The organism is Actinokineospora pegani (assembly GCF_009745975.1).
GTDB classification, from domain to species: Bacteria; Actinomycetota; Actinomycetes; order Mycobacteriales; family Pseudonocardiaceae; genus Actinokineospora; species Actinokineospora pegani.
Map to the genome: position 1 here is coordinate 57,275 of NZ_WHOL01000113.1, position 18,447 is coordinate 75,721.

The 18,447-nt window shown below is 73.2% G+C and carries 17 protein-coding genes; 7 read left to right on the forward strand and 10 right to left on the reverse strand.

The annotated features are described in order from the left end of the window. Positions 1-3 precede the first annotated feature (3 nt). Complete coding sequence (locus GCL84_RS22580; RefSeq protein ID WP_197523451.1) at positions 4-1,284, reverse strand: M1 family metallopeptidase; 1,281 nt, start codon at positions 1,282-1,284, stop codon at positions 4-6. Between the two features lie 61 nt (positions 1,285-1,345). Next, the gene (locus tag GCL84_RS22585; RefSeq protein WP_156757533.1) at positions 1,346-5,227 is read right to left on the reverse strand and encodes a Pls/PosA family non-ribosomal peptide synthetase; all 3,882 of its coding nucleotides are present in this window, start codon (positions 5,225-5,227) and stop codon (positions 1,346-1,348) included. A gap of 254 nt (positions 5,228-5,481) precedes the next feature. On the opposite strand from GCL84_RS22585, the gene GCL84_RS22590 reads away from it, so the two are divergent. Next, positions 5,482-5,787 carry a PadR family transcriptional regulator gene (locus tag GCL84_RS22590; RefSeq protein WP_156757534.1) on the forward strand — a complete coding sequence of 102 codons (306 nt, stop codon included), beginning with the start codon at positions 5,482-5,484 and terminating at the stop codon, positions 5,785-5,787. A gap of 11 nt (positions 5,788-5,798) precedes the next feature. Next, positions 5,799-6,896, forward strand: coding sequence for an XdhC family protein (locus tag GCL84_RS22595; protein ID WP_156757535.1), 1,098 nt, complete (start codon positions 5,799-5,801; stop codon positions 6,894-6,896). Between the two features lie 47 nt (positions 6,897-6,943). Here GCL84_RS22595 and GCL84_RS22600 read toward each other — a convergent pair whose 3' ends face one another. Both GCL84_RS22600 and GCL84_RS22605 read right to left on the reverse strand, forming a co-directional pair. Then, positions 6,944-7,705, reverse strand: coding sequence for an ATP-grasp domain-containing protein (locus GCL84_RS22600; protein WP_197523452.1), 762 nt, complete (start codon positions 7,703-7,705; stop codon positions 6,944-6,946). A gap of 14 nt (positions 7,706-7,719) precedes the next feature. Beyond that, the gene (locus tag GCL84_RS22605) at positions 7,720-8,136 is read right to left on the reverse strand and encodes a PPOX class F420-dependent oxidoreductase (protein WP_407924422.1); all 417 of its coding nucleotides are present in this window, start codon (positions 8,134-8,136) and stop codon (positions 7,720-7,722) included. A 42-nt stretch (positions 8,137-8,178) separates the two neighbouring features. Here GCL84_RS22605 and GCL84_RS22610 point away from each other — a divergent pair, with 42 nt between their 5' ends. Both GCL84_RS22610 and GCL84_RS22615 read left to right on the forward strand, forming a co-directional pair. Beyond that, positions 8,179-9,117 (forward strand): o-succinylbenzoate synthase, encoded by a 939-nt coding sequence (locus GCL84_RS22610; RefSeq protein ID WP_156757537.1) that lies wholly within the window; start codon positions 8,179-8,181, stop codon positions 9,115-9,117. A gap of 9 nt (positions 9,118-9,126) precedes the next feature. Continuing rightward, complete coding sequence (locus GCL84_RS22615) at positions 9,127-9,930, forward strand: serine hydrolase domain-containing protein (protein WP_156757538.1); 804 nt, start codon at positions 9,127-9,129, stop codon at positions 9,928-9,930. On the opposite strand, the gene GCL84_RS22620 is transcribed toward GCL84_RS22615, so the two are convergent. Both GCL84_RS22620 and GCL84_RS22625 read right to left on the reverse strand, forming a co-directional pair. Next, positions 9,927-10,094 (reverse strand): hypothetical protein, encoded by a 168-nt coding sequence (locus GCL84_RS22620; protein ID WP_156757539.1) that lies wholly within the window; start codon positions 10,092-10,094, stop codon positions 9,927-9,929. The two genes, GCL84_RS22615 and GCL84_RS22620, sit on opposite strands and share 4 nt — an antisense overlap. A 25-nt stretch (positions 10,095-10,119) precedes the next feature. Continuing rightward, positions 10,120-11,781, reverse strand: coding sequence for a DNA repair helicase XPB (locus GCL84_RS22625; RefSeq protein ID WP_156757540.1), 1,662 nt, complete (start codon positions 11,779-11,781; stop codon positions 10,120-10,122). 121 nt (positions 11,782-11,902) lie between these two features. Here GCL84_RS22625 and GCL84_RS22630 point away from each other — a divergent pair, with 121 nt between their 5' ends. The 3 genes from GCL84_RS22630 (at position 11,903) to GCL84_RS22640 (ending at position 14,527) form a co-directional block, all read left to right on the forward strand. Further along, a complete protein-coding gene (locus GCL84_RS22630) occupies positions 11,903-12,454 on the forward strand; it encodes an LppU/SCO3897 family protein (protein WP_156757541.1) in 552 nt (183 codons plus the stop codon). Between the two features lie 576 nt (positions 12,455-13,030). Further along, positions 13,031-13,750 carry an LppU/SCO3897 family protein gene (locus GCL84_RS22635; protein ID WP_156757542.1) on the forward strand — a complete coding sequence of 240 codons (720 nt, stop codon included), beginning with the start codon at positions 13,031-13,033 and terminating at the stop codon, positions 13,748-13,750. 129 nt (positions 13,751-13,879) lie between these two features. Then, the gene (locus GCL84_RS22640) at positions 13,880-14,527 is read left to right on the forward strand and encodes an LppU/SCO3897 family protein (protein WP_156757543.1); all 648 of its coding nucleotides are present in this window, start codon (positions 13,880-13,882) and stop codon (positions 14,525-14,527) included. 49 nt (positions 14,528-14,576) lie between these two features. Here GCL84_RS22640 and GCL84_RS22645 read toward each other — a convergent pair whose 3' ends face one another. Genes GCL84_RS22645 through GCL84_RS22660 form a run of 4 tightly spaced genes read right to left on the reverse strand, consistent with a single transcriptional unit; the run spans position 14,577 to position 17,973 of the window. Then, positions 14,577-15,359 (reverse strand): ABC transporter ATP-binding protein, encoded by a 783-nt coding sequence (locus GCL84_RS22645; RefSeq protein WP_156757658.1) that lies wholly within the window; start codon positions 15,357-15,359, stop codon positions 14,577-14,579. A gap of 28 nt (positions 15,360-15,387) precedes the next feature. Then, positions 15,388-16,170 carry an ABC transporter permease gene (locus GCL84_RS22650; protein WP_156757544.1) on the reverse strand — a complete coding sequence of 261 codons (783 nt, stop codon included), beginning with the start codon at positions 16,168-16,170 and terminating at the stop codon, positions 15,388-15,390. Next, a complete protein-coding gene (locus GCL84_RS22655; protein WP_235926600.1) occupies positions 16,167-16,940 on the reverse strand; it encodes an ABC transporter permease in 774 nt (257 codons plus the stop codon). The genes GCL84_RS22650 and GCL84_RS22655 overlap by 4 nt, the downstream gene beginning before the upstream one ends. Position 16,941: 1 nt before the next feature. Then, a complete protein-coding gene (locus tag GCL84_RS22660; protein WP_156757545.1) occupies positions 16,942-17,973 on the reverse strand; it encodes an ABC transporter substrate-binding protein in 1,032 nt (343 codons plus the stop codon). Positions 17,974-18,447: the final 474 nt, after the last annotated feature.

Here is an 18,447-nt window from a genome sequence, read left to right on the forward strand (position 1 = left end):
GTCTCAGGCGGGCAGTCCCGGGGTGTGCAGCCACTTGGTGAACAAGGGGTCCAAGGGCTGAGCGCTGTGCCGCTGCGCCAACTCCACGAACCCCGCCGTGGTCACCACCGAGTGCCGGTAGGTCTCAGTCCACTCCCGCAGCAGCGCGAAGAACGCCGCCGTCCCCATCTCCGCCCGCAGCGCGTGCAGGGTCAACGCCCCCCGCTGGTACACCCGGTCGTCGAACAGGTCCGCCACCCCGGGGTCGGCCAGCACCAGGTCCTGCCGCTGCGCGGCCACCGTCCGCCGCGCCCGCCGCGCGTGCAGCTCCACCGACTCCCCGCCCGAAGCGGCCGACCACAGCCACTCCGCGTAGGTGGCGAAGCCCTCGTTGAGCCAGATGTGCCGCCACTCCGCGACCGTCAGGCTGTTGCCGAACCACTGGTGCGCCAGCTCGTGGGCCACCAGGTTCTCCGACCCCCGCCGCCCGTCCACGTGGTTGGTCCCGAAGACCGACAGCGACTGCGCCTCCACCGGGGCGTCCAGCTCCGCGTCCGCGACGACCACCGTGTACCCGGCGAACGGGTACGGCCCGAACAGCTCCGAGAAGACCTCGATCATCTGCCCCTGCCTGCCGAAGTCGTGCTGGGCGGCCGTGCGCAGCCGGGGCGGCACCACGAAGCGCTGGGGCACCGGGGCGCCGCCCGCCAGCAGGGCGTACCGGCCGATCTGGACGCTCACCAGGTAGGTCGGGGTCGGGGCGGCGAGCTCGTACTCCCAGCGGGTCGTGCTCGCCGAGGAGCGGCGACCGCGCGGTTCGCCGGTCACCGCGACGTGGTAGGCCGAGGCGGTGGTGACGGCGATGGCGTAGGTGGCCTTGTCCGAGGGGTGGTCGTTGCAGGGGAAGAACGACGGGGCGCCGATGGGTTGGCTGGCGACGATCACGCCGTCGTCGAGGTAGTCCCAGCCGAGCTCGCCCCAGCGGCTCGGGACCGGGGTGGGGGAGCCGCCGTAGCGGACGTCGACCTCGACCGGGGCGCCCGCGGCCAGTGCCCGCTGCGGGGTGATGACGAGCTTGGCGCCCCGGTGGGCGTACTTGGCCGCCTTGCCCGCCACCGTGACCCGGGCCGTGCGCAGACCGCGGAAGTCGAGGGAGATGCGGGAGAGCGCGCGGTCGGGCACGATCACCAACCGCGCCCGACCGGCCAGGCGGCCCGGCCCCACCCGGTAGTCCAGGTCGAGGTCGTAGTGCTCCACCCGGTAGCCGCCGTTGCCGTGCAGGGGCAGGTACGCGTCGTGGGACATGCTGGGTCCCGCTTCCCCCGCTCTCATCCCCCCATCTAATCAGCGGGATATCGCCGCCGTGTCACGCGTGCGGCCACGCGGCGGTCGGGTTGCCCTGCCAGCGCGAGCCCTCCGGCACCGACTCACCCCGCATGACCAGCGACGCCGGACCCACGGTGGTGCGCTCGCCGATGGTCGCGCCGGGCAGCGCGATCCCGTGCGGCCCCAGGGTGGCGCCCGCGGCGATGGTGACCGGGGACATGGACATGATCCGGTCGTGGAACAGGTGGGTCTGCACGACGCAGCCCCGGTTGACCGTCGCCCCGTCGCCGATCGAGACCAGGTCGGACTCGGGCAGCCAGTAGGTCTCCACCCACGCGCCGCGACCGATCCGCGCGCCCATCGCGCGCAGCCACGACGACAGCAGCGGGCTGCCCTGGGTGGCGGGCACGAACCACGGCACCGCCAGCACCTCGACGAAGGTGTCGGCCAGCTCCGTGCGCCAGACGAACGAGCTCCACAGCGGGTGGTCGACCGTGCGGAAGCGGCCCACCAGCGCCCACTTGGCCAGCATCGCCACCTCGCACGCCGCCACGCCCGCGCCGAACAGCAGCACGCCGCCCAGCAGCAGCCCCAGCCACGGGCCCAGCCACAGGAACCCGGCGGCCACCAGCACGGCGAGCGCGCCGCTGGCCATCACCGGCAGCACCCGGCACAACTCGACCAGCGCCCGGGCGATGACCAGCCGCCTCGGCGGGGCGAACGTCTTGCTCTCGTCGGCGGACTCGACGGTGCGCGGCAGCTTCATCGGCGGCATGCCCAGGTACGACGAGCCCGCCTTGGCCTTCTTCGGCGTCGAGGACAGCACGCCGACCAGGCCGCGCTTGGGCACCGCCCGACCGGGCGCGGTCATCCCCGAGTTGCCCAGGAACGCCCGCTTGCCGATCTTGGCCTGCTCGATGCGCAGCCAGCCGCCGCCCAGCTCGTAGGAGGCGATCATGGTGTCGTCGGCCAGGAACGCGCCGTCGCCCACGGTGGTCATCGACGGCAGCGCCAGCACGGTCGACGCCTCGACCCCGCGGCCCACCTTCATGCCCAGCGCGCGCAGCCACACCGGCGTGGCCAGCGAGGCGTAGAGCGGGAACAGGCCGACCCGCGCCAGGTCCATGACCCGCTCGGTGGCCCAGGCCTGCCAGGCGACCCGGCTGTGCACGGCGTGCGAGCCCGGCCGCAGGCCGATCGCCAGCAGCCGCACGGACACCAGGACCATCAGCGCGTAGGCGCCCAGCCAGGCCAGCGTCGCCAGCGGCACGGCGGGCAGCGCCGAGCCGAGGGCCGCGGGCAGGTCGGCGGACCCGGCGACGAACAGGCCGAGGACGGCCAGCGCGGGCAGCGCGGCCAGCGCCGGGACCAGGCTCAGCAGCATCGACGTGGCCGCGTAGACCAGGACCCAGCGCTTGCGCCGCGGCGGGCGCTCGGCGAACGTGGGCGCCTTGCCGACGCGGGTAGCCGGCGACCCGGCCCACCGCTGCCCGGCGGGCACCTCGCCGCGCACGCCGGAGCCGGGCGCGACGTCGGCGCGCTTGCCGATCCGCGCCCCGGGGAACAGGGTGCTGCGGGAGCCGACGGTCGCGCCCGCGCCGACGTGGATCGCGCCGATGTGCAGCACGTCGCCGTCGAGCCAGTGCCCGGACAGGTCGACCTCGGGCTCCACCGCCGCGCCGCGGCCCAGCTTGAGCAGGCCGGTGACCGGGGGCAGCGAGTGCAGGTCGACGTCGTCGCCGATCTTGGCGCCGAGCGCGCGGGCGTAGCGGGCCAGCCACGGCGCGCCGGCCAGGTTGGTCGCCCCGGACAGCTCGACGACCCGCTCGGCCGCCCACAGCCGCAGGTGCACGCTCCCGCCGCGCGGGTACTCGCCCGGCCCGACGCCGCGCAGCAGCAGCCTGGCCGCCCCGGCGGCGGTCGCCATCCGGCCCAGCGGCGAGAGGAACACCAGCCAGCCGACCGCGACGAACCACCACGACACCGTCGGCAGCCAGGTCAGGGCCCCGGTCAGCGCCAGCAGGTTGCCCAGCGCGGCGAGCACCACGGCCCAGCGCGCGCCGACCAGCGTCAGCAGCGGGATGGTCGCCAGGACCTGGATGGCCTGCGCCCCGCGCGGCGTCGGCGCGATGACCCGGTCGGACTGGGTGCTGGCCGCCGTCGCGTCGACCAGTTCGGCCAGCCCGGCCAGGGTCGGGTGCTGGTAGAGGTCGGCCACCGCGATGGCCGGGTGGTCGGCGCGGATGCGCGAGACGAGCTGGGCGGCGGTCAGGCTGCCGCCGCCGAGCGCGAAGAAGTCGGCGTCCGGGGAGGTGATCGGCGCGCCGAGGATGTCCTGCCAGAGCCCGGCCAGCCAGGTCTCGGTGGTGGTCAGGGTGTCCGTGCCGACCTCTTGCACGGCGAGGTCCAGCGGCCAGGGCAGCGCGGCCCGGTCGACCTTGCCCGAGGTGCGGGTGGGCAGCGAGTCGACCTCGGCCAGCAGCGGCACCAGCGCGGCGGGCAGCGCCTCGCGCAGCCGCTCCACCGCCGCGGCCTGGTCGTACCCGGCCCGCGGCACGACGTAGCCGACCAGGAGCTGGTTGCCCGCCGCGGTCGTCTGCACGGCGGCGGCGGCGCCCGCCACCGCGGGCAGCGCCTGTAGCGCGGCGTCGACCTCGCCCAGCTCGATCCGCCGCCCGCCCAGCTTGACCTGCTCGTCGGCGCGGCCGAGGAACAGCAGGCCAGCGGGCTCGGCGGTGACCAGGTCGCCGCTGCGGTAGGCGCGGTCCCAGCCCATCGCGGGCAGCGGCGCGTACTTCTCGGCGTCCTTGACCGGGTCGAGGTAGCGGGCCAGGCCCGCGCCGCCGATGACGAGCTGGCCGCTGGCGCCCATCGGCACCGGCTCGCCCGCCTCGTCGACCACGGCCAGCTCCCAGCCGTCCAGCGGCAGCCCGATGCGCACCGGGCCCTCGCCGGTCAGCAGGGCGGCGGTGGCCACGACGGTGGCCTCGGTCGGGCCGTAGGTGTTCCACAGCTCGCGGCCCTCGACGGCCAGCCGGGCGGCCAGCTCGGGCGGGCACGCCTCGCCGCCGAAGATCAGCAGCCGGACCCGCGCCAGCGCCTCGGCGGGCCACAGCGCGGCCAGCGTCGGCACCGTGGAGACCACGGTGATGCCCCGCTCGACCAGCCACGGGCCCAGGTCGACACCGGTGCGCACCAGCGCGCGCGGCGCGGCGACCAGGCAGGCGCCGTGCCGCCAGGCCAGCCACATCTCCTCGCAGGAGGCGTCGAAGGCGACCGACAGCCCGGCCAGCACCCGGTCGCCGGGGCCGATCGGCTGCTCGGGCAGGAACAGCTCGGCCTCGGCGTCGACGAACGCCGACGCGCTGCGGTGGGTCACCGCGACGCCCTTGGGCTTGCCGGTCGAGCCGGAGGTGAAGATGATCCACGCGTCGTGGTCGGGGGTGGGCTCGCCCGCCGGGTTCGCGCTGGTCGCCAGGGCCGTGATGGCCCGGTCCGCGCCGATGACGGCGGTGACGCCCGCCTCGCCGAAGACCAGCTCGGCGCGCTCGTCGGGGTCGTCGAAGTCGACCGGGACGTAGGCCGCCCCCGCGGCGAGGACGCCCAGGATGGACACGTAGAGGTCGGCGGTGCCCGAGGGGGCGCGCACGCCCACCCGGTCGCCGAGGCCGACGCCGTGGGCGCGCAGCGCGTCGCGCACCGAGGACACCTCGTCCAGCAGCGCGGCGTAGGTCAGGACCGTGCCGCCGTCGTCGACCGCGTCCGCGCCGGGGTGGCGGCGGGCGGTGGCGGCGAGCACGTCGAGCAGGGTGCGCGGGGCGCTCTCCGGGCCGGACCGGAACACGGCCAGGCCGCGCTCGACGGCGACGTCGAACGGGTCGGAGGCGTGGAGCAGGGACGGCGTGTGGTCGACGACCGTCATCGCTGCGTTCGCATTTCTCACCTTTTCGGTGTTCAAGGACAAGCCTGACCAGCGCACATTACCGGTGGTCACGAGGCTGAGGCGGGCTTTGCCGGGCTGTTCGTGGCATGTTTCACACCAGTGGGTTACGTGTAACAGGCTGTGTTTTCAGACGATTGTTGATTTCGTTCTCCGATATCTGTCTTGATCATGTTTGTGCGCAGGGGATTCACTTGATATCGGTAGGCGATATCGAAGCCTGATATCCTGAGTCGATGGATGTGGTCAAAGACTTCCGGAACGGGGCGCTGCGGCTGCGGGTGCTGCACCTGGCGGGCAGCGGCGAGCCGCACGGCGCCGTGCTGTCCGCGCACCTGGCCGCCTCCGGCCACCAGGTCTCGCCGGGCACGCTCTACCCGCTGCTGCACCGCCTGCAGGAGGCAGGCCTGCTGAAATCCCGCTCGGAGGTCGTCGACGGCAGGCGGGTGCGCCGGTACCGGAGCACCAAGCGCGGCCGCCGCGCGCTGGCCGACTGCCGCGCCGTCCTGGCCGCGCTGAGCGAGGACGTGGCCGCCGAATAGAGAATCAGGACATGCGCGACGTCCTGGACGAGCTGACCCGGCGGCTGGCCGCGGGCGAGCCCGTCGCCGTGGCCACCGTGGTGGCCACCTTCTCCTCCGCCCCCCGCCCCCCGGGAGCGTCCCTGCTGGTCACCGCCGACGGGACGGTGTCCGGCAGCGTGTCCGGCGGGTGCGTCGAGGGCGCCGTGTACGAGCTGGCCCGCGAGGTCCTCGACACCGGCCAGCCCGTGCTGCGCCGCTACGGCGTGTCGGACGACGACGCGTTCGCCGTGGGGCTGACCTGCGGCGGGACCATCGACATCTTCGTGGAGCGGATCGAGCCGGGCGCGCTGCCCGGCCTGGCCGAGTCGGTCATCGCCCGCGAGCCCGTCGCCGTGGTGGTCGTGGTCGAGCACCCCGAGCTGACCGGCGAGCGCCTGCTCGTGTGGCCGGACCGGGTCCACGGCACGACCGGGGCCGCCAGGGTCGACGCGGCGGTGGTCGACGACGCGCGCGGCCTGCTCGCCGCCGGGCGCACCGGCACCCTGCACTACGGCCCCGACGGCCAGCGCCGGGGCGAGGGCCTCTCAGTCTTCGTCAACGCCTTCGAGCCCCCCGCCCGGATGCTGGTGTTCGGCGCCATCGACTTCGCCGCCGCCATGTCCCGCATGGGCGCCTACCTCGGCTACCGGGTGACCGTCTGCGACGCCCGCCCCCTGTTCGCCACCCCCGCCCGCCTCCCGTCCGCCCACGAGGTCGTCGTCGACTGGCCGCACCGCTACCTGGCCGCCGAGATCGAGGCGGGCCGCACCGACCCCCGCACGGTCGTCGCCGTCCTCACCCACGACCCCAGGTTCGACGTCCCCCTCCTGGAGGTCGCCCTGCGCGCCGACCTCGCCTACGTCGGCGCCATGGGCTCCCGCCGCACCCACGACGACCGCGTGTCCCGGCTGCGCGAAGCAGGCATCACCCCCGCCGACCTGACCCGCCTGTCGTCCCCCATCGGCCTGGACCTGGGCGCCAGGACCCCCGAGGAGACCGCCGTCTCCATCGCCGCCGAGATCATCGCCCTGCGCTGGGGCCGCGGCGGCGAACGCCTCCGCGAGCTGACCGGCCGCATCCACGGCTAGACCGTGTCCGGAAAGCCCACGTTCGCGGCAGCCGCACCGAACACGGCCTAGCCGCGCAGAAACCGCCGATCGCTCGCGCGCACCTCATCCGGCGGCCCCGCCGCCCGGAGGACGACGTCCAGGGCCCGGTCGATGTCGCTGGCGTACGGGTTGGCGAACCACGCCATGTTCGCCTCCACGACGGCCGGTGCGCGGTCCGGCCCCGCGAGCCCGACGTCGACCACGACCGCGCTCGGCAGGGTCGCGCCCGCGTCGTCCACCAGGTCCTCGACGAATCCGCGGACCCGCGGGTCGTCCAGCGGGCGCTGGTCGGCCCGGCCGAGCGCGGCGTACTGCGAGCCGGTGTGGACCTCGCCGTCGAGCAGGTACAGGCGGAACTCGACGGCGAAGTCGACGATCTCGCTGACCAGCACGGGCGTGTCCGGCGGCAGGTCCGCCGTGGTGGCGGCGAGGGCTGTCCCGTCCGGGTAGACCGCCGCGGGGAAGTCCTTGGAGCTGGGCGGTTTGACGAAGGCGGGTCGGTCGAGGGCGTGGGCCCGGTCCAGCGGCACCAGCCGGACCTCCCGGCCGGTGAAGCGCCGGGGCAGGTCGACCAGCCAGGTGTCCGGCGGTTCGAGCAGCGCCACACCGAGGCCCGCGCCCGCGTGGTCGGCGAACAGCGGACCGCCGTAGTAGTGGCGGCGGCCGGGGGTGTCCAAGGTGCCGATGGTCATGCCCCGCCCCCGCGCGGCGGCGGCGAGGCGCGCCGCGGCGGTGGTGGGCGACCTGCGCATCACCAGCACCCGGTGGTCGCGCGCTGAGTGCTCCACAGCAGGGACTCCGCTCAGTCGCTGACGCCGCTGTGCGCCACGACCTTGGTGATCTGGCCGAAGACCAGCAGCTCACCCGGCACGGCGTTGCGCTTGCCGAACTCCTCGGCCCGGTCCGAGCCCATGTAGCGGGCGGCGAGCCGGATGCTCCACGGCAGCATCTCGTCCACGTCCTCGCTGATCCGCGCCTCGGCGTGGAACAGCACGTAGGCGAACGGCTCCTCCTCCAGGTCCACGCACAGCGCGAACCGGGCGTCGCGGCGCAGCGCCTTGCCCTTGAGCGTGCCCGCGCCGGTCATGAAGACCAGGCGGTAGCCGTCGACCAGGAACCACACCGGGGCGATGTGCGGGGAGCCGTCCTTGCGGGTGGTGGCGAGCTTGCCGGTGCGGGTGCCGTGGTTGGCGAACCCGGTCCACTCCGCCTGCGTCATGGTGTGCATGGCGCCAGCCTTCCCCAGGGCAGGATGGGGCGCATGCTCGTGTACTCGATCCCCATGCGGTCCCGGTTCCGCGGCATCACCGTGCGCGAGGGGCTGCTGCTGCGCGGAGCCGCCGGGTGGGGTGAGTTCTGCCCGTTCGAGGACTACTCCGACGCCGAGTCGGCGCCGTGGCTGCTCAGTGCCCGCGAGGCCGCCGACGAGGGGTGGCCGGAGCCGGTGCGCGACCGCGTGCCGGTGAACTGCACCGTTCCCGTGGTGAGCCCGGCGCGGGCGGCGGAGATCGTCGCGGCGTCGGGCTGCGCCACCGCCAAGGTCAAGGTCGCCGACCCGGGGATGGCGCTGGCCGAGGACCTCGACCGGGTGGCGGCGGTGCGCGAGGCGCTCGGGTCCGGTGGGCGCATCCGGGTCGACGCCAACGGCGCGTGGGACGTCGACACGGCTGTCTCGGCGATCAAGGCGCTGGAGCGGGCGGCCGGGGGCCTGGAGTACGTCGAGCAGCCGTGCGCGTCGGTGCCGGAGCTGGCGGCGGTGCGGCGGCGGGTGTCGTCGCCGATCGCGGCGGACGAGTCGATCCGGCGGGCCGAGGACCCGTTGCGGGTGGCGGTCGCGGGGGCGGCGGACATCGCGGTGGTGAAGGTGGCGCCGCTGGGCGGGGTGCGGCGGGCGTTGGCCGTGGCGCAGGCGTGCGGGCTGCCGTGCGTGGTGTCGTCGGCGGTGGAGAGCAGCGTGGGGCTGGCGGCCGGGTTGGCGCTGGCGGGCGCGCTGCCCGCGCTGGACCACGCGTGCGGGCTGGCGACGACGTCGTTGCTGGTCGGGGACACCGTGGCCGAGCCGTTCGTGGCCGAGGGCGGCTACCTGCCGGTGCCGCGCACCGCCCCCGAGCCCGACTTCGCCGAGGCGGGCGCGGACGTCCGGCGGCGCTGGCTGGACCGGCACGACCGGGTGTCCGCGCTGGTCGCCACCGATCAGTAGGGTCGGCCCATGCGTTTGATCGAGGACTGGCCGGTCGACAACGCCGCCGCGGCCGTGGTGCGCGGCGGCGAGGTCGTGGACAGCCACGGCGACCAGGGGCGGCGGTACCCGCTGGCCTCGGTGACCAAGCCGCTGTCGGCCTACGCCGTGCTCATCGCGGTCGAGGAGGGCGCCCTGGAGTGGGACCAGCCCGCCGGGCCCGAGGGCGCCACCGTGCGCCACCTCATCGCCCACACCGCCGGCTACGCCTTCGACTCCCGCGCCGTCCAGGCCGCACCGGGCGCCCGCCGCATCTACTCCAACGCGGGCTTCGCCGTCCTCGCCGACACCCTCGCCGAGGCCTCCGGCATCGCCTTCGCCGACTACCTGGCCGAGGCCGTCTTCGCCCCGCTGGGCATGACCGACTCAGCCCTCGAGGGCCCGGCGGGCTCCGGCGCGGTGTCGACCGCCGCCGACCTGGCCCGCTTCGCCGCCGAATTGCAGAACCCCACCCTGGTCAGCGCGGGCCTGGTGGCCGAGGCGACCCAGGTCGTCTTCCCCGACCGCGACGGCGTGCTGCCCGGCTACGGCAGCCAGAAGCCCAACGACTGGGGCCTCGGCTTCGAGATCAAGGACGGCAAGGCCCCGCACTGGACCGCCGAGGGCAACTCCCCGCGCACCTTCGGCCACTTCGGCCAGTCCGGCACCTTCCTGTGGGTGGACCCCCAGGCGGGCCTGGCCTGCGCCGCCCTGTCCGACCGCGCCTTCGGCCCCTGGGCGATCGAGGCCTGGCCCCCGTTCAGCCAGGCCGTTCTGGACGACAACCCCGCCTAAGCGGGCACCCCGGGCGACGCGGGCGGGTCGGAGTCCGGAACCGGGTCGGGCTCGGCGTGGTCGCCGAGCGCGCGCTCGGCCAGCTCCTTGGCCTCGTCGATCGTGTGCTGGCTCTTGTCCAGCAGGCGTCCCTCGGTGTCGCGTTCGACCGGCTGCTCACTCATGCCCGACAGGTACCCGGCCCCGTCGTCAGCCAACCTCGGGGATCGGCGGGCCGAGCAGGTCGTCGGCGTCGCAGATGCGGTAGGCGTACCCCTGTTCGGCCAGGAAGCGCTGGCGGTGCGCGGCGTAGTCGGTGTCCAGGGTGTCGCGGGAGACGATCGAGTAGAAGTGCGCCTGGCGGCCGTCGGCCTTGGGGCGCAGGATGCGGCCGAGGCGCTGGGCCTCCTCCTGGCGCGAGCCGAAGGTGCCGCTGACCTGGATCGCCACCGTGGCCTCCGGCAGGTCGATGGAGAAGTTCGCCACCTTGGACACCACCAGGGTGCGCAGCTCCCCGGAGCGGAACCGGTCGAACAGCTCCTCGCGCTCCTTGTTCTTCGTCGACCCCTGGATGACCGGGCAGTCCAGCGCCACGCCCAGCTCGTCGAGCTGGTCGAGGTAGGCGCCGATGACCAGCGACGGCTCCTGCGGGTGCCTGGCCAGGATCTGCCGCACCACCGGGATCTTGGTCGCCGCCGTGGAGCACAGCTTGTAGCGGTCCTCGGCCTCGGCCACCGCGTACTTCAACCGCTCGTTCTCGGTCATCGTCACCCGGACCTCGGTGCAGTCCGCGGGCGCGATCCAGCCCTGCTGCTCGATGTCGCGCCACGGGACGTCGTAGCGCTTCGGGCCGATCAGCGAGAACACGTCGCCCTCCCGGCCGTCCTCGCGGACCAGGGTGGCGGTCAGGCCCAGGCGGCGGCGGGACTGCAGGTCGGCGGTCATCCGGAACACCGGCGCGGGCAGCAGGTGGACCTCGTCGTAGACGACCAGGCCCCAGTCGCGGGAGTCGAACAGCTCCAGGTGCCGGTACTCGCCCTTGGACTTGCGGGTGATCACCTGGTAGGTCGCGATGGTGACCGGGCGGATCTCCTTGCGCTCGCCGGAGTACTCGCCGATCTCCTCCTCGGTCAGCGACGTGCGGGCGATCAGCTCCCGCTTCCACTGCCTGCCGGAGACGGTGTTGGTCACCAGGATCAGCGTCGTGGCCTCGGCCTTGGCCATCGCCGCCGCGCCGACCAGCGTCTTGCCCGCCCCGCAGGGCAGCACGACCACGCCGGAGCCGCCCGCCCAGAACGAGTCGGCCGCCATCCGCTGGTAGTCGCGCAGCGCCCAGCCGTCCTCGGCGAGCTTGATCGGGTGCGCCTCGCCGTCGACGTAGCCCGCGAAGTCCTCGGCGGGCCAGCCCACCTTGAGCAGCATCTGCTTGAGCCGCCCGCGCTCGCTGGGGTGCACCACGACGGTGTCGTCGTCGATGCGCTCGCCCAGCATCGGGGCGATCTTCTTGTTGCGCAGCACCTCCTCGAGGACCGCGCGGTCCAGGGAGGCCATCGTCAGCCCGTGCACGGGGCTGTTCTGCAGCGTCAGCCTGCCGAACCGGCCCATCGTGTCCACGATGTCGATCAGCAGCGGCTGCGGCACCGGGTAGCGGGAGAAGGTCGACAGCGCGTCGACCACCTGCTCGGCGTCGTGCCCGGCGGCGCGCGCGTTCCACAGCGCCAGCGGGGTGATCCGGTAGGTGTGCACGTGCTCCGGGGCCCGTTCCAGCTCAGCGAACGGCGCGATCGCGGTGCGGGCGTCCCGGGAGCTGGGGTGGTCGATCTCCAGCAGCAGGGTCTTGTCGGACTGCACGATCAGCGGGCCGTCGGTCACGGTTGCGCTCGCTCCCTCACTCGACTGCGACAGCACAGTGTGCCAAACATCCCGGGAAGCCTGCTCGTCGCTGATCCGCGCCCGCCCGCTAGCGTGCCACCGGAACCCGCTGGAGGCTGCCTTGAGCGACGACGCGCGCGACGAAGACCTCATCCCCGCCCTCTCCGACACCGACCAGCCCGCCCCGCCGAGCAGGCGCAAGGTGCTGTTGTCCTGGTGGGCCATCGGGATCAGCACGCTGGCGGTGTTCGTCCTGGCCTTCCTGGCCCTGCGCTACCTGATCCCGGACGGTTCCGACGAGGCGACCTGCGCCGTGGTCCAGGGCGCGGACGAGGACGCCGCGCTGACCGAGCTGGACTGCTCCGACGACGCGGCCACGTGGCGCGTGGCCACCACCGGCGACGCCGCGGGCGGCTGCGCCGAGGGCGCCTACCGCGAACTGCGCTCCGGCAGCACGCTGACCTGCCTGATGCCCAACTTCCAGGCGGGCCGCTGCTACGCCCCCGACGACCCCAACCGCGCCTTCGTCGTCACCGACTGCGCAGACCCCGACGCCATCCGGGTCACCGAGGTGTTCGAGGGCTCGACCGACACCACCCGCTGCCCGGACGGCAACGGCCTGGGCTACCCCGACCCGCCGGTCGCCTTCTGCCTGGAGACCACGGGCGCCTGACCCCCGCTCCGCACCGCGCGAAAGGGCTGGTTGCCCACCCACACCGCCAGGACGCGCGTTAGATTGCACCGCCTGAACGCGACCTCCGCGAGCGGCGCCCCTCCCCTTGCTCACCGATGCCGAAGGTGCACCCCGATGTCGAACCCGCAACCACCGGACCCCGACCGGCAGGGCCCGTCCCCGCACACCCCGCCCGGTGGTCAGCCGCACCCCGGCTTCGGTCAGCAGCACCCCCAGACCCCGCCGCAGGGTCAGCCCATGTACGGCCAGCAGCCACCGCAGGGTCAGCCTGGGTACGGGCAGCAGCCACCGCAGGGGCAGCCCATGTACGGCCAGCAGCCGCCGCAGGGGCAGCCTGGGTATGGGCAGCAGCCCCCGCAGACCCCGCCGCAGGGTCAGCCTGTACATGGGCAGCCCCCGCAAACCCCGCCGCAGGGTCAGCCCGGGTATGGGCAGCAGCCGCCGCAGGGCCCGCCCAGTGGTCAGTCCGTGCACGGGCAGCCCCCGCAGACCCCGTCAAGCGGCCAGCCCGCCTACGGCCAGCACCCGCCGCAGACCCCACCGGAGGGACAGCCCGTGTACGGGCAGCCCCACCCCGGCCAGCACCCGGGCACGCCCCCCGGCGGCCAGCCGCAGTACGGGCAGGCCGGCCCGGAGGGCCAGCAGTTCGGCGCCACCGCGCCGCCGGTGGGCCAGCCCTACCCCGGCCAGCCGCAGGGCGAGCCCGGCCAGTCCCCGCCGTACGCGCAGCCGCCGATGTCCGAGGTGCCGCCCGGCCAGGTGGGCAAGGGCGCGAGGAAGCGCAAGCTGATCGGCGCGGTGGTGGTCCTCGCGCTCGTCGTGGTCGCGGGTGTGGTCGGCGTGGTGTCGTTCACCAAGAGCCCGGCCAGCGCCGACGCGGGCGACTGCATCAAGGTCAACCGGGGCGGCTCGACCAGCGCGGACGTCGACAAGATCGACTGTGCCGACCCGGCGGCGGTCTTCGTCGTCGGCAAGAAGCTCGACAGCGCCAAGGCGACCTGCCCGGACGGCGACTACCAGCAGTACACCAGCAGCGGTCGCGGCTCGGACTTCTCGCTGTGCCTGGTGGTCAACGCCAAGAAGGGTGACTGCTTCGACGACATCGTCATCGCGGCCCAGGCCAAGCGGGTCGCCTGCTCCGGCGCCGAGCACGAGGTGCTCGAGGTCGTCGAGGGCCGATCCGAGCCCGACGCCTGCGCGGGCGCGCTGAACACCAACGACGGGCTCATCTACACCGAGCCGCCCCGCGTGATCTGCATGGAGGAGCGCAGGTAGGCAGCGGCCCGCCGCAGGTTGCGATTACTCCATTCGTGTGACATGGCGCGGTTCTGCCAGTTACGTTCTCACCGCGAGTGACGAAATTCGGCGGCGAACGCTGCCCCCTGACACCCGAGGTGCCTTCCTATGACCACGCAGCCGCCCCCTGACCAACCGCCGCCGGGCCAGCAGCCCCCGCCCCAGGGGCAGCCGTTCCAGGGGCAGCCACCGCACGGTCAGCCCTTCCCGGGGCAGCCCGGCCAGCCCACGGCGCCCCAGCAGCAGCCGCCCAAGAAGAGGAGTTGGAAGACCAGCCTGGCCGTGCTGCTGGTCCTCGGGCTCGTCCTCGGGGGCGCCTACATCTGGCAGCAGACCAGCACCCCCTCCGGCGCGGAGGTGGGCGAGTGCATCAAGGTCAACCGGGCCGAGGCGGACGACGCGGACGTCGACAAGATCGACTGCTCCGAGCCGGGGGCCGTCTTCGTCATCACCAAGCGCAGCGAGAGCTCGGTCGGCCGCTGCCCGGAGGGCGACTTCCTGCAGTACACCAGCCGTGGTCGCGGCGGCGCGGGCTACGGGCTGTGCCTGGCCCTGAACGTGGAGAAGGGCGACTGCCTCAACGACCTGGAGTCCGCGGAGAAGGCCGCCAGGGTCGACTGCGCGGGCGCCCAGTACGAGGTGCTCGACGTCCTCGACGGTGAGACGGAGAAGACGAAGTGCCGTGAGGTGGGCGCCGACACCGCGTTCGCCTACTCGGACCCGGCGAAGGCCATCTGCATCAAGATCAACGCCTGACACCCGGCGAAGGCCCCCGGCGCACCGAGCCGGGGGCCTTCGCGCGAGGTCAGTGCTCGACCGGCACCGAGCGCTGCTGGGGCACGCCCTGCAGCAGCCCGGCCACCCGCGCCCGCAGCTCGACGAACTCCTCGCTGGCCCGGGTGGTGATCTGGTCGCGCTCGGCGCCCAGGTCGACGGTCAGCTCCGCGACCACCGTCGCGGGCGACTTCGACAGCACCAGCACTCGGTCGCCCAGGTACACGCTCTCGTCGATGTCGTGGGTGACCAGCAGGACCGTGGTGTCCTGCTCGCGGCGCACCCGCAGCAGCAGGTCCTCCAGCTCGAACCGGGTCTGCGCGTCGACCGAGGCGAACGGCTCGTCCATCAGCAGCAGCGCCGGGCGATAGGCCAGCGCGCGGGCGATGGCCACCCGCTGCTGCATGCCGCCGGAGAGCTGCCACGGGTACTTGCGGCCCGCCTTGTCCAGCCCGACCGACGCCAGCGCCTCGGCCGCCCGCGACGCGCGCTCGGCCCTGGCCAGGCCGCGCAGCGGGAACTCGACGTTGCGCTGCACCGACAGCCACGGGAACAGCGAGCGGCTGTAGTCCTGGAAGACCACCGCCAGGTCGGCCGGGACCCCGTCGACCGGGGAGCCGTGCAGGCTGACCGCACCCCTGGACGGCCTGACCAGCCCGGCGATGGTGCGCAGCAGGGTCGACTTGCCGCAGCCGGACGGGCCGACCACGCAGACCAGCTCGCCCGCCCCGACCGAGAAGCCCAGCGCGTCGATGGCGTCGTGCGCGCCGTCCTTGCCCTGGTAGGTGTGGCCGAGGTCGGTGACCTCGAGCATCGGCCCTGCCTTCGACAGGTCTGTCACGTCAGCCTCCGGTGGCGAGGGTCTTGGCTTCGGGGGAGTGGCCCGGCTGCCAGGCGAGCGCCCGCCGCTCGGCGAGCAGCAGCAGCGTGTTGAACAGGTAGCCGAGGATGCCCAGCAGCACGATCCACGCCCACATCGCGGGCAGCGCGTAGTCGCGCTGGGCCTGCACGAGCTGGTTGCCGACGCCGTTGAGCGAGCCGATCAGCTCCGAGATGACCATCAGCACCAGCGCGATCGACAGGCTCAGCCGCAGCCCGGCGAACACCTTCGGCAGCGCCGAGGGCAGCACGACGCCCAGCAGCCACTGCGCCCGGCTGAGCCGGAACGCGCGCGCGGTCTCGACCTTGGTCGCGTCGACCGAGCGGGCGCCGTCGACGGTGTTGAGCAGCACCGGCCACAGCGCGCCGAAGGCGATCGTCGGGAGCTGCATCGAGGTCACCCCGATGGTCGCGGCGAAGAACGGCACCAGCAGCGGCGGCGGGATGGACCGGATGAAGGTGAACGCCGGGCTCAGGTAGGCCATCGCGGTCGCCGACCGGCCGAGCAGGACGCCCAGCGCGACCCCGACGACCGCGGCGGTGGCGAACCCGGCCAGCATCCGGCCGACGCCGGGCACCACGTGCTCGCCGAACAGCGGGGAGAACCACAGCTCCCCGGCCGCCTCGGCGATCGTGGTCGGCGGCGGGAAGAACACGTCGTCGGCGGCGCGGGCGAGCAGTTCCCAGACCAGGACGGCCACGGCGAACACGACCCAGCGCTGGCCCGCCTCCTTGAGGAGCCTCACCGTTCACCCCCGCGCGCGTTCCACCCGAACAGGCGGTCGTTGAGCTTCTCCAGCCCCGCGTTCGCCGCGTAGCCGATGACCCCGGCCAGCACGGTCCCGGCCAGCACGACGTCCATCTGAGACGCCCCGGCGCTGGCCTCGAGCACGAGCTGGCCGAGGCCGATCGTGCCGCCGGAGAACAGCTCCACGCTGACCACGACGGCCAGCGACATGGCGAAGGTGAGCCGCACGCCGGTCAGCACGAACGGCGCCGCGCTGGGCAGCGCCACCCTGGTCAGCACGCCGAGGCGGCCGACCCCGAACGCCCGCGCGGTCTGCACGTGCAGGGGGTCGAGCTCGTCGAGGGCGTACATCGTGTTGAACAGGACCGGCCACAGCCCGGCGAAGGTGGCCAGCACGATCTTGGTGTCCGGGCCGGTGCCGAAGGTCAGCAGGGCCAGCGGGATCAGCGCCACGGCCGGGATCGGCCGCAGGAACTCCACCACCGTCATCATCGCCCTGCGCACCCAGGACACGCTGCCCAGCAGCAGCCCGGCGGGCACCGCGATCAGGACCGACAGCGCGACCGCGATCAGGGTCGCCAGCACGGTGGCGATCACCGCCCGCAGGAACCCCACGTCGCCGAGCAGCCGGACCAGGGTGGGCAGGACCACCGAGGGTGGCCGCAGGTAGTACTCCGGGACCAGGCCGGTCCGGCTGGCCGCTTCCCACACGAGGAAGAGGCCGACCAGACCGACCAGCCCGGCGGTGAACCGAGGACCGCGCCGCACGTCACTTACCGGCGGTGCCCGCGTTCGGGATCATGGTGGCCACGTCCAGGGCGCCCTGGATCACCCCGAAGTCCTTCATCAGGTTCGCCACCCGCTGGATGCGGGTGGGGACCAGCGAGGTGGGGTAGGTCGACATCGTGACCAGCTTGGCGGTCTGCTCGTCGACCTTGGCGTACTTGACGAACATCGGCTCCATCTTGGTGCGGTCGGTCGCCTCGGCCTGCGCCCGCGACAGCCCGCGCTGGAAGGCGGCGAGCGTGTTGGGGCTGGTGGTGGCGAACTTGCCGTTGCCGCTGACCGCGGTGTAGCCCGACATCGGGATCTCGGCGGTGGGGCCGGTGGCGCAGTCGAACACCGGGACCGCGCCGAGCTGCTTCTGCGCGGTGGTCACCCACGGCTCGGCCAGCACGGCGCCGTCGACCTCGCCGTTCTGCATGGCCGTGATCATGTTCGGGAACGGCATCTCGACCCACTGGATCGACTCGTGCGCCACGCCCAAGGTCTTGAGGACCGAAGACGGCGCCAGGTCGCTGATGCTGCGGCGGGCGGTGAGCGCGATGCGCTTGCCCGGGATGTCCTGCGGGGTCTTCAGCGAGGAGTTCGGCGGGGCCACCACGACCAGGTGGCCGGGCTTGGCGGCCAGCGCGTCGGCGACGATCTTGAAGTCGGCGACCTTGGTGCTCTGCGCCTGCAGCACCGCGGGGTAGGTGGTGAAGGCGATGTCGAGGTCGCCGTTGAGCACGCCGCTGATCCCAGCCGGACCCGAGGCCATGACGACCGGCTCGACCTCGACGCCCTCCTCCTTGAAGTAGCCTTGCTCGACGGCCCGGTAGAAGGGGGCGGCGTCGACGACCGGCAGCACGCCGACCTTGATCTTGGCCTTCTCCACCGCGCCGGTGCCCGAGGCGTTCGATCCGCCCGAGTCGTCACCGCCGAGCAGGCCGCACCCGCTCACGGTCGCGAGCAGGGTCATCGCCACGGCGGCGATGGGCAGGCGGGCACGGGCCCGGCCGCGGGCAAAGCGTCGAAGCATTGGAGCCTCTCCTCGTAGGAGCACACGGGTTTGTCTGAGGTGCAGTTCCCCCTGGACACCGAGACGCACTGTAGAGACTTGGCATGCGGGTCACAATGAGTACGCACTAGGTGCCTAGTGGTGAACCCTCTCACTGAATCAGGTGGTTCAGTTAACCCGTGTGGGCGAACTCGAGATGACTTCTGACCTGGGGTTTACTGAACGTAACTGTTGTCTCGAAGCGGGCAACCGTTTTACTCCATACGGGTGATATCCCCCCTAATGTAAACAGCGTTTACTAACTGGACTCGAGCACTGGGGTCCGACTGACTTGGATACCCATCTGTGACTGTCCCCTGGAAGGCTTACATCGTGGCGGGGACTTCGCTACCTTCTGTGCTCACAGTCGGGGGTACGCTCTAGCAGGCAGCAGCGGGGCCGTCATGGTCCTGGCCCGGAGGCGTCCCATGCTGTGTAGTTGTCCGTGAGAGCTGG